Source organism: Rothia sp. HMSC072E10, from assembly GCF_001813965.1.
Taxonomy (GTDB): Bacteria; Actinomycetota; Actinomycetes; order Actinomycetales; family Micrococcaceae; genus Rothia; species Rothia mucilaginosa_A.
Map to the genome: position 1 here is coordinate 780,314 of NZ_KV814491.1, position 11,135 is coordinate 791,448.

Genomic DNA, 11,135 nt, shown 5'->3' on the forward strand with positions numbered 1-11,135 from the left:
CCGACAAGGTTGACACCGAGGTTCCCTCCCCCGTAGCAGGCGTTGTCGAGCAGATTCTCGTCCCGGAGGACGAGGACGTCGAGGTCGGCGCTGCTCTGGCTATCATTGGCGACGGTTCCGGCGCTGCTGCTCCGGCTGCTCCCGCCGCTGCCGCTGCACCCGCAGCTCCCGCTCCGGCTGCTGAGGCTCCCGCAGCTCCCGCTCCGGCTGCTCCCGCCGCTGGCTCCGCTTCCGGCACCGAGGTCCTGTTGCCCGCACTGGGCGAGTCCGTGACCGAGGGCACCGTGACCCGCTGGCTGAAGGAAGTTGGCGAGCAGGTTGAGGTTGACGAGCCCCTGGTTGAGGTTTCCACCGACAAGGTTGACACCGAGGTTCCCTCCCCCGTTGCAGGTACCCTGCTCGAGATCCGCATCCCCGAGGATGAGGACGCAGAGGTTGGCCAGGTTCTGGCTATCATCGGTGACGCTTCCGCTGCTGCTGCTCCCGCCGCTCCGGCTCCCGCAGCTGCTCCGGCCGCTCCCGCAGCTCCCGCCGCACCTGCTGCACCGGCTGCTGCTCCCGCCGCACCTGCCGCTCCGGCAGCTGCTGAGGGTGAGGCATACGTGACCCCGCTGGTCCGTAAGCTCGCTAAGGACAACGGCATCGACCTGTCCACCGTGAAGGGCACCGGTGTTGGTGGCCGCATCCGCAAGCAGGATGTTCAGGCTGCTATCGCCGCTAAGGGTTCCGCTGCTCCCGCCGCTGCTGCTCCCGCTGCAGCTGCTGCTCCGGCTGCTGGTTCCGCAAAGGCACCGCACACCTTCGAGGTTTCCCCCAAGCGTGGCACCGTCGAGAAGACCGCACGCATCCGCCAGGTCATCGCAAAGCGTATGCGCGAGTCTCTGGACATTTCCACCCAGCTGACCCAGGTCACTGAGGTTGACGTGACCCGCGTTGTCCAGCTGCGTGCAAAGGCTAAGGACGGCTTCGTTGCTCGCGAGGGCGCAAAGCTGACCTTCCTGCCCTTCTTCGTCCAGGCAACCGCTGAGGCTCTGCAGCAGCACCCCGCTCTGAACGCTTCCATGACCGAGGACTACAAGCAGATTACCTACCACGGCTCCGAGAACATCGCTATTGCTGTGGACACCCCCAAGGGTCTGCTGGTTCCCGTCATCAAGAACGCTTCCGACCTGGGCATTGCTGGCCTGGCAAAGGCTATCGCCGACCTGGGTGGCCGCGCACGTACCGGCGACATCTCCCCCGAGGAGCTGTCGGGTTCGACCTTCACCATCACCAACATTGGTTCCTTCGGTGCACTGTTCGACACCCCGATCATCAACCAGCCGAACGTTGCAATCCTCGGTACCGGTTCGATCGTGAAGCGCCCCATGGTTATCCAGGATGCAGACGGTAACGACGTTATCGCTATCCGCTCCATGTGCTACCTGTCCCTCACCTACGACCACCGCGTGGTCGACGGTGCAGACGCAGGTCGCTTCCTGCGCACCGTCAAGACCCGCCTGGAGGAGGCAAACTTCGAGTCCGAGCTGGGTCTCTAAGACCTGCACAGGCTCAAGGAAGTTTCCTTGTGGCGATACCCTGACGGGTAACCGAGCGTAGCTCCGCCGGTTTTTCCGGCGGCACGTAAAAGCGGCGGTCCCATACACTTCGGTGGGTGGGACCGCCGCTTTTGTGTTCCCGCAAAGCCGCGGTTATACGGGTTCGGCGCGGACGATTTCCCAGCCTTGCTCTCCACGGTGCAGCTCGAAAATAACTTTTTGGCGGGTGATCCCATTTTCTTCGCTGAGTTTGCGGGCCTGCTTCTCCTCAGCGCTGGGCCGGTAGCCCGATGCCGAAACCACCGCGACGATGCGCAGGTCTTCCCCGCCTCCGGCGGAATCTTCGATGCTTTCGAGAGTGAGCTCGGCGCCGCCTCGGGCGCGGCGTTCGCGGTTGCGCTGGTCGAGAAGAGCCCTCAGCACCGCCTCTGGGTTTTCGCGTTCCCCCGCCGCCGATACGTCGGGAGCATCGCGTGCCGTGGGGGATTCACCGGAGGCGGCGTGCACCTGAGCCGAGGCTTCTACCTCTCCCCCGTTGAGAGTCAGCATGCCGGCAGAGGTCGCGAGCGCGGCCAGGGTCAGCGCGGTGGCCCCGAGCCGCATCGGGGTGTTAAGCCGCAAGCCTTTGGCGATTTTCTTGTCAGCTCCCGTGTCGGCGTTTACGAGCCGTCGGGCGGGGTGGGTAGCGGGTGGGCGGGCTCTCCCGGGGGTGTGCCTCCCCGACTTTCCGCGTTGTGTCACCATCCCGCGGGTTTCTAAGAACTTGCGGACCTTTTCTCGGGTCTTCTCGAGCGGGGTATCCCGCGCGCTATCCTCTCGTTCCGGAGCGGCGGGAATCAGCATCCGGGCCCGTTCGGAGCAGCTGAGGTACACGTTAATGGGCCTGGAGTCGAGGTCAAGATCAAGCACGGGGTTCAGACCGATACGGGCCAGCCGGGCGGCGGGGGCATCCAGCAGGTACTCGAGGGCACGGCCGAGGTTTCGGGCCCGGTCGGTGCTCCAATCGGCGCCCCGGTCGGCTTCGGTTTTTGTTCCGGGGCCGAGGCGCAGGCTGAGGGGCACGCGGGCCTCGGCCGGTTCGGGGTCGTGCCCGCAGGCGGCGCGCCATAGCAGGGCTGTGGCGGAGCGCACGTACTCGCCCGCCCACGCGTAGCTTGTGGGTTCTGCGTTCTTTTGGGGAGCGGGTTCCGCAGCAATATAGGAGCTCTCCGGGAGCAGCAGTCGGGGCTTGCCTCCGGCCGTGAGTCCCACGTACTCGGCGGAGATTACTCCGTACCGCTCCCCCGCTTCGCGCAGGGTCTCGATGGCCTCGTGCAGGGAGCGGGCCAGGGTCACGAGCTCTTCGATTTCTAGCGGGCGCAGGGCCAGCAGCCGGTCCAGGGTTCCCGCATCAAGCGGTTCGTAGTAGAGGCTCACCGTGTTGTTCTCGCCCGAGGGGCCGCTCATCCCGCAGAGCCGCGCGAGTCCTGGACCGTTTGCGGGCCTCGGGGTTATCGATTTCCCCGGGATCTTGAAGATGCGCCGGGTGTAGCGCCCCGGGCGCAGAGCCGGTTCGACGCGCATCTCTAAGGGGCAATCGACAATGTTCAGGGTGCCCACGGCGGGGTTTCCGATGGTTTCGAGCAGGAATACTTCATCGTTATTCATGACTTAATACTATCAAATTACACTAAATAATTTCATTAAATACCCAAGATAAAATTAAACCTCTAAGCCCTAGTCTTCAGCACCGCTCACCTACCAGTACACAAGGTATTGTGTCGCCCCGTGTTCGCTCATCATATGATTCAGGGCGACCTAATTTTCATCAGCTCATCCGCGGGTCTAAGGTAGAGGTATGTCTGTGACTATTGAACGAGTGGGCTTCGCCCCGAACTATGTGAACTATGTCGAGTGCCTCGAGGACCAGTACCGCATCCATGATGAGGTGGCCAACCGCACCCGCCAGAACACCATTCTTCTACTGGAGCACGAGCCCGTCATCACGGCCGGAAAGCGCACCGAAGACCACGAGTACCCCGCAGACAAATCCACCCCGGTCGTCAAGATTGACCGCGGCGGCAAGCTTACCTGGCACGGTCCGGGTCAGCTGACCGCCTACCCCATCCTTCGCCTACCCGAACCCATCGACGTGGTGGCCTACGTGCGCATTGTCGAGGAGATTATCATCAACGTCCTGGCGGGCCTGGGTATCAAGGGTGAGCGCGTCGAGGGCCGCAGCGGTGTGTGGATTCTGGGCGATGGCAAGACCCAGGATAAGAAGATCGCCGCCCTGGGCATGCGCGTTTCGCGTAACACCACCATGCACGGCTTCGCCATCAACTGCTGCAACGATCTTGAGCCCTTCGCTCAGTTCATCCCCTGCGGCATTAGCGATGCGGGCGTCACCTCGATTTCTGAGCAGCTGGGTCGCACCGTTACCCCCGCCGAAATCCTGGAGCCGCTGGAGGCCGAGCTGGTGAAGTACCAGGACCGCCTGGCCGAATCCTTCGAGCCGGTCAGCGCCTAAGCGGCCGGTTCGTCACCTATACGTCATATATTAAACTCACTTACACTTACGCCGCACCGGGCGTAGAATAGGACGTGGCCCGATTGAGCAGAGGGCACGTCGAACCCAAGGAGAAGACCTTTGAGCACCAAGCCTGACGGACGCAAGCTGCTGCGCGTGGAGGCTCGCAACGCCGAGACTCCCATCGAGAAGAAGCCTCACTGGATTAAGACCAAGGCCATTGTCGGCCCCGAGTACAACGAGATGCGCGAGCTGGCTCGTGGCCAGGGTCTGCACACCGTGTGTGAAGAGGCCGGCTGCCCCAACATCTACGAGTGCTGGGAGGACCGTGAGGCAACCTACCTGATTGGTGGCTCCGAGTGCACCCGTCGTTGCGACTTCTGCAACATTGCGACCGGTAAGCCCGTCGCTGTGGACTACGCTGAGCCTTTCAAGGTGGCAAAGAACGTGAAGGTTATGGGTCTGCGCTACGCTACCGTGACCGGCGTGGCCCGTGACGATCTGGAAGACGGCGGTGCGTGGCTGTACGCAGAGACCACCCGCCAGATTCACAAGATGTGCCCGAACACCGGCGTCGAGATGCTCGTCCCCGACTTCAAGGGTGTTCCCGAGCACGTCCAGAAGGTGATTGACGCGAAGCCCGAGGTGTTCGCCCACAACCTGGAGACCGTTCCCCGTATCTTCCGCCAGATTCGCCCGGCGTTCCGTTACGAGCGTTCCCTGGATGTCATCACCCAGGCTAAGGAAGGCGGCATGGTCACCAAGTCCAACCTGATTCTGGGCATGGGCGAGACCGACGACGAGATTTACGAGGCGCTGTGCGACCTGCACGATGCCGGCTGTGACATCATTACCCTCACCCAGTACCTGCGCCCCGGCCCGCTCTTCCACCCCATCGAGCGTTGGGTGAAGCCGCAGCAGTTCGTGGACTTCGCAAACATGGCTGAGGAGATTGGCTTCGCTGGCGTTATGGCCGGCCCGATGGTTCGTTCTTCCTACCGCGCGGGTCGCCTGTGGGCTCGCGCGATGCGCAAGAACGGCTACCCCATCCCCGAGAACCTGGCTCACATCGAGAGTGAGGGCGCTGCTCTGCAGGAAGCCTCCTCTCTGGTGGCTGCGGGCTACTAAGCCGTTTCGGATTCCGTCTGAAGCGTGGAGGCTCCCCAAACCGGTATTCAGCTGGTGTTCGGGGAGCTTTCCCTTATGCCCCGGCCATTGTGCGGGTAGGGTAAACTAGATAAATTGCAGGCACACTGCATCGTTACGTCACTATGGTTCCGTGAGCGTTTGAGGCGCCTCGGGACCGCGGAAGAACCACCGAGGAAGAATCGTGGCAGATAAGCGCGAAGAGAAGAAAAAGAAGAAGGAACGCACTCCGGGCACCTTTGCCCAGATGAAGCAGGTCTACCAGATGACCAAGAAGTCCGACCCGAATATCGGTTGGATTCTGAGCCTGGCCGCCCTGGGCACTCTCCTGGTCTTTATCCTCATCGGCGTTGCCCTGGGTAACTGGATTACCTTCCTTATTCTGGGTCTGGGCGCCGCCGCTGTTGTGGCCATGCTGATTCTGAGCCGTCGCGCGGAGGCCGCCGCCTTCTCGCAGATTGAAGGTCAGCCCGGCCGAAGCGGTGCAGCCATGAACTCGGTGCGTCGCGGCTGGCAGGTTGAGGAGCAGCCGGTGGCCGCTAACCGCAACCAGGATATGGTGTTCCGTGCGCTGGGCCGCCCCGGCATCGTGCTGGTGACCGAAGGTCCCCACAGCCGCGTGAATGTCCTGGTGAACACCGAGAAGAAGCACCTGAACCGTGTGGCTCCCGGCGTGCCCGTGCACGTGATTGAGACCGGCCACGATGAGGGCCAGGTGGAGCTCAAGGATGTCGTGAAGACCATGAACAAGCTGCCCAAGGCTCTGACCCAGCAGGAAGTGCAGGCGGTGGGTGGTCGTCTGAAGACTCTGAACCACATGCGCAACCCGATGAACGGTCTGCCCAAGGGCGTCGACCCGATGCGTGCGCGCCCCGATCGTCGCGCGATGCGCGGCCGTTAGGCAATACTAGGCCCCGACCTCTCCCCCGCGGAGGGTCGGGGCCTTCGTCGTACCCGGGGTCGTTATTGCCGGTAGCGTTCCGCTGCCACCGGGCGCGAAAGATGAGACACAGAAAAAACAGAGATGTTACCTGTTTCCCAAATTTGTAACATTGACGAAACACGTTAGTCATGCACCCGAAAAAAATACCTACTATGCTGGATATGTCCGGGTGATTCGTGATTCGCCCGAAACCGACACTAGACAAACAGGTTGAGGTGTCGCGGCGGGTTACTATTCCTGCTCCGCACTCAATCAAACAAGGAGCAGTCCTCATGTTTACCAGCCCCCAGGAAGTCCTCGATTTCATTAAGAACGAAGAAGTAGTCTTCGTCGACATTCGATTTACCGACATGCCCGGCGTGCAGCAGCACTTCAACCTGCCCGCCAAGGCGATTGATGACGATTTCTTCGTCAACGGCCAGCTTTTTGATGGCTCCTCCATTCGCGGCTTCCAGGGCATTGCAGAGTCCGACATGCAGCTGATTCCCGACGTTCAGTCCGCATACGTTGACCCCTTCCGCATTGAGAAGACCCTGGTCATCATCTGCTCCATCGTGAACCCCCGTACCGGCGAGCCCTACCACCGCGATCCCCGCGGCGTTGCCGAGCGCGCCGAGGCATACCTGCAGTCCACCGGCATTGCGGACACCGCGTTCTTCGCCTCCGAGGCTGAGTTCTTCGTCTTCGAGGATGTGCGCTACCAGGTCGAGCCGAACTCCGTGTTCTACAAGATTGACTCTGACGAGGCTCCCTGGAACACCGGCCGTAAGGAAGAGGGCGGCAACCTGGGCAACAAGACCCCCGTCAAGGGCGGTTACTTCCCCGTCTCCCCCGTCGACAAGCAGGCTGACCTGCGTGACGCAATGTGCGTAGCGTTGGACGAGGTTGGCCTCGAGGTCGAGCGTAGCCACCACGAGGTGGGCGCAGCCGGCCAGGCAGAGATCAACTACAAGTTCGACACCCTGACCAAGGCCGCTGACGATCTGCTGAAGTTCAAGTACGTTATCAAGGGCACCGCAGATGCCTGGGGCAAGTCCGTGACCTTCATGCCGAAGCCCGTCTTCGGCGATAACGGTTCGGGTATGCACTGCCACCAGTCGCTGTGGCAGAACGGTGAGCCCCTCTTCTACGACGAGCGCGGCTACGCCAACCTCTCCGACATCGCTCGCTGGTACATCGGCGGTCTGATTGAGCACTCCTCCGCTGTTCTGGCCTTCACCAACCCGACCGTGAACTCCTACAAGCGTCTGGTTCCCGGCTACGAGGCTCCCGTGAACATGGTGTACTCGCAGGGTAACCGTTCGGCAGGTATCCGTATTCCGATTACCGGCACCAACCCGAAGGCTAAGCGCCTCGAGTTCCGTGCACCCGACCCCTCGGCTAACCCCTACTTCGCGTTTGCAGCTCAGCTGATGGCTGGTCTGGACGGTATCCGCAACCGCATCGAGCCGCCCGCCCCGATTGACAAGGACCTGTACGAGCTGCCCGCCGAGGAAGCCAAGGACATCAAGAAGGCTCCCGCTAACCTGGAGGCCGCTCTGGAAGCTCTCGAGGCTGACCACGACTTCCTGCTCGAGGGTGGCGTGTTCACCGAGGATCTGATTCAGGCTTGGATTGATTACAAGCGTAAGAACGAGCTGGAGCCCCTCTCGCTGATTCCGCACCCGCTCGAGTACCAGCTGTACTACGGCGTCTAAGAGCTACCACCCTATTTCAGTAGCTAGCCTGTAGCTGTTCCCCGCTCACCCGTGAGGTGCGCGGGGAACAGTCGTTTAACACGCCCAGTACCGATGCAGAGGCGATTCGCGTGCGCCGCGGCATCTGTCACCCGTTCAGGTCTAAGGTTTTGGGAATTCGCGAGGCCCCACGTGCTGAATCGTTATCCCTGGTTCAAGCCTGTGACTTGCGCTTAGAGCGACTCTAAGGATTAACCTAAAGGTGCTGGCGCTCCTCTTACTTACGTCGTGCAACCGGGAGGGGCGCCGGCATTTTCTATGCTCCCTTCTGTCCACTCAGGCACGAACGATGTATGTTAGAGCCCCCTTCCTGAACGAAAAAGCGAAGAGGAGTAAAATAGAAGGTGCGCGCGCCCGGCCTGCGTCACCTACGAATTCCTCGAGAAACGACACCATACGCCGTGTTCTCCCCGCCGCCCTTCCCCTTTTTAGCATCAGCTAGGGCGAGCATCGCCGATGACCGACCGACCCGTCTGACGCCGCATCCACTGTAACGAGGAGAAATACCATGGCATATCAGCCGACCATCCTAAACGGTGAAACTGTTTTCCGTAACGAAGTTTTTCAGACCGGCCTCATGTCCCAGCTGCTGGACGGCATCTACGATGGCGAAATGACCATCGGTGAGCTCCTGAGCCACGGCAACTTCGGTGTGGGTACCTTCAACGGCCTCGACGGCGAAATGGTCGTCCTCGACGGCGTCTGCTACCAGGTGCGTCACGACGGCTCCGTATCCCTGCCCGACCTGCGCCAGCAGACCCCCTACGCCGTGGTCACCAACTTCGTGCCCATGATTAAGCGCGAACTGCCGCAGAACCTGCTCCGTAAGTCTGCTTCCCAGATCCTGGATGACTTCACCGTCTCCAAGAACTACATGTACGCCATCAAGATTTACGGCGAGTTCGAATGGGTCCGCACCCGCACCGTCATCAAGCAGGAGAAGCCTTACCCGAAGATGGTTGCGGCCACCGAGAATGAGGACATTGTCCAGTTCGATAACGTGACCGGCACGATTGTTGGCTTCCGCACCCCCATCTACGAGCAGGGTATCTCGGTGCCCGGCTGCCACGCCCACTTTATCGACGATGAGCGCGTTCAGGGCGGCCACGTGGTCGACTTCAAGCTGCGCTCCGCAAAGGTCGAAATTTGCCCCGGTACCGGCCTGCAGCTACACCTGCCGCTAACCCCCGAATTCTCCTCCGCTAACCTCTCCCCCGAGGACCTGGCTGAACAGATCTCCAAGGCTGAAAAGCACTAAGCTTCTTTCCCGCCGGGATATAGCAACGGGCTATATTAACGAAGGAGCCGCCCTCTACTGTTCTGTAGAGGGCGGCTCCTTCGTGTTTATACGCGCTGTCGTGTTTATACGCGCTGTAAAGGGCGCTTACGCCTCCGGCACGAACTCGCCGTGGCCGCGCTTGCGCAGGGCTGCGCGCACCTTCTCAGCGGCCGCATCCAGCTCTTCGGCGGTGGCGTCCTTCTTGGCGTTGGCGGGGTCGTACTCAGCCATGCTATCAACCGGGAACAGGTGGATGTGGGTGTGCGGCACGTCGAAGCCAGCAATCACCAAAGCCACACGCTCCTTATGAAACGCCTGATCCAGGGCACCCGAAATCTTGTGCACCACAGCGAACAGGTGCGCAGCCAGCTCAGCCGGCAGGTCGGGCCAGCGGTCAATCTCCGCGCGGGGAACCACCAGCAGGTGACCTTCCGACTGGGGCATGATGTCCATGAACGCCACGCACTGCTCGTCCTTCCAGACGAAGCGGCCGGGAAGCTCGCCGTCAATAATCTTGGTAAAAATCGTGCTCACAATAATCTCCTTCATGCGCCGTCGTCGGCGCGTTTGAATCTCAACGGTCAGGCTTACGCCTCAACCTCAATGCTCTCACCGGGGTTCAGATGTTTCAGCTCGGTACCGTACTTGCCACCGAAGTTCGTCACCAGACCCTCGATAATGCCGGTACCGTTAGCGTTAATCATGCCGTTGTGAATCGGGACCACGCGCTGCGCGCCGGTCGCGATCACAAAATCAATGACTTCCTGAACCTTCGACCAGGGGGCGTGAATCGGTACCAGAACGGTATTCGCACGCACGCGGTGCGGAACCACCAGCGAGTCACCCGGGTGGTACAGGCTGTTGTTGAACAGGTAGCCGACGTTGCGGATTACGGGAATCAGCGGATGAATCAGGGCGTGCTGGCCGCCGAAGGTCTTCACGTCGAAGCCGGGGATGGCGAACTCGGTGTCCGCCTCCACGACGGTCACCTCAGCCTCGGGAGAGGCCTCCAGAATGACCTTGGCGACCTCGGGAACGGTCCAAATCTTCAGAGGGTTACCCTCTGCGATGCGCTGGGCAATAATCGGCAGTACCGAGGGAGCGTGAAAGTGGTCGGGGTGGGCGTGGGTAATGAACAGGTACTCCGCGCTCTGCAGGGCCTCGGCGTGCTCGCCATCGGGGGAAAAGTTACCGGGGTCAATCACCAGGACGTGTCCGTCGTTCTCGATGCGGACGCTGGAGTGGGTGTACTTCGTTAGCTTCATGTGTTTCAGTTTACTCTTGTGTCTCTCTCCTTAGCCCAAAAAACTTCACTTTTTGAGACAAAGTGCAAATCAGAGGCTTTCTATGTGGCTTTAGTGTACAGTTCTTTACACAAGATCGACCGTGACTATTGGGGGCGGCTACCCGCTCCGAAAGGTTCATCAATGGACACTCATATTCCCGTTCGGAGAATTACGAAGCCCGCCGAAGCTCGCAACACACGTCAGCGCCGCATCATCAAGGCCACGATGGAAGAGCTCGGCGATTTTATTTCGGCACAGGATCTGCACCTCACTCTCGCAAACCGCAAGGAACAGGTCTCCCTTGCAACCACTTACCGCGTGCTGCAGTCGCTGGCCAACACCGGCGAACTGGACTCGGTCAAGGGCGTTGAGGGCGAAACCCTGTACCGCCACTGCCGTGCCAAGGAGCACCACCACCACCTGCTCTGCCGCCGATGCGGCACCGCCATCGAGCTGGAAGCTCCCGATTTCGAGGATTGGGCACTGACCATGGGCAAGAAGTACGGCTTCTCGGAGCTCGAGCACGTGGTCGAGGTGACCGGCTACTGCCCCGATTGCACCCTGGCCCTGCGAGAAGAAGAAACGCAGAACGAATCGGCCCGCTAGGGTCGGCACACTGTCCTAGAAGCGGTTGGGATTCCGGCCAAATACCGACGAATCCCACCAATAGCACGACAACATATCAGCACGACACAGCA

10 protein-coding genes are annotated in these 11,135 nt (G+C 60.9%); 7 read left to right on the forward strand and 3 right to left on the reverse strand.

The features are described 5' to 3' along the window. The coding region (gene sucB / locus HMPREF2944_RS08385) for a 2-oxoglutarate dehydrogenase, E2 component, dihydrolipoamide succinyltransferase (RefSeq protein ID WP_070682364.1) at window positions 1-1,538 on the forward strand (1,538 nt) is incomplete at its 5' end. A 153-nt stretch (window positions 1,539-1,691) separates the two neighbouring features. On the opposite strand, the gene HMPREF2944_RS08390 is transcribed toward sucB, so the two are convergent. Next, on the reverse strand, window positions 1,692-2,984 hold the full coding sequence (locus HMPREF2944_RS08390) for a peptidase (RefSeq protein ID WP_141755756.1): 1,293 nt from the start codon (window positions 2,982-2,984) through the stop codon (window positions 1,692-1,694). A gap of 391 nt (window positions 2,985-3,375) precedes the next feature. On the opposite strand from HMPREF2944_RS08390, the gene lipB reads away from it, so the two are divergent. From lipB to budA, 5 genes are all read left to right on the forward strand, one after another. Then, entirely contained in the window at window positions 3,376-4,047 is a 672-nt protein-coding gene (gene lipB / locus HMPREF2944_RS08395; protein ID WP_049342798.1) for a lipoyl(octanoyl) transferase LipB, read from the forward strand. Window positions 4,048-4,167: 120 nt separating this feature from the next. Then, complete coding sequence (gene lipA / locus HMPREF2944_RS08400) at window positions 4,168-5,175, forward strand: lipoyl synthase (RefSeq protein ID WP_049333262.1); 1,008 nt, start codon at window positions 4,168-4,170, stop codon at window positions 5,173-5,175. Between the two features lie 202 nt (window positions 5,176-5,377). Then, window positions 5,378-6,094 (forward strand): DUF4191 domain-containing protein, encoded by a 717-nt coding sequence (locus HMPREF2944_RS08405; protein WP_049333265.1) that lies wholly within the window; start codon window positions 5,378-5,380, stop codon window positions 6,092-6,094. 314 nt (window positions 6,095-6,408) lie between these two features. Continuing rightward, the gene (gene glnA / locus HMPREF2944_RS08410) at window positions 6,409-7,833 is read left to right on the forward strand and encodes a type I glutamate--ammonia ligase (RefSeq protein ID WP_049342797.1); all 1,425 of its coding nucleotides are present in this window, start codon (window positions 6,409-6,411) and stop codon (window positions 7,831-7,833) included. A 547-nt stretch (window positions 7,834-8,380) separates the two neighbouring features. Next, complete coding sequence (gene budA, locus HMPREF2944_RS08415) at window positions 8,381-9,130, forward strand: acetolactate decarboxylase (RefSeq protein ID WP_049337825.1); 750 nt, start codon at window positions 8,381-8,383, stop codon at window positions 9,128-9,130. A gap of 126 nt (window positions 9,131-9,256) precedes the next feature. Here budA and HMPREF2944_RS08420 read toward each other — a convergent pair whose 3' ends face one another. After that, on the reverse strand, window positions 9,257-9,685 hold the full coding sequence (locus HMPREF2944_RS08420) for an HIT family protein (RefSeq protein ID WP_070682552.1): 429 nt from the start codon (window positions 9,683-9,685) through the stop codon (window positions 9,257-9,259). Between the two features lie 53 nt (window positions 9,686-9,738). After that, a complete protein-coding gene (locus HMPREF2944_RS08425) occupies window positions 9,739-10,416 on the reverse strand; it encodes an MBL fold metallo-hydrolase (RefSeq protein WP_070682370.1) in 678 nt (225 codons plus the stop codon). Window positions 10,417-10,578: 162 nt separating this feature from the next. On the opposite strand from HMPREF2944_RS08425, the gene HMPREF2944_RS08430 reads away from it, so the two are divergent. After that, the gene (locus HMPREF2944_RS08430) at window positions 10,579-11,043 is read left to right on the forward strand and encodes a Fur family transcriptional regulator (RefSeq protein ID WP_049342794.1); all 465 of its coding nucleotides are present in this window, start codon (window positions 10,579-10,581) and stop codon (window positions 11,041-11,043) included. Window positions 11,044-11,135 lie beyond the last annotated feature (92 nt).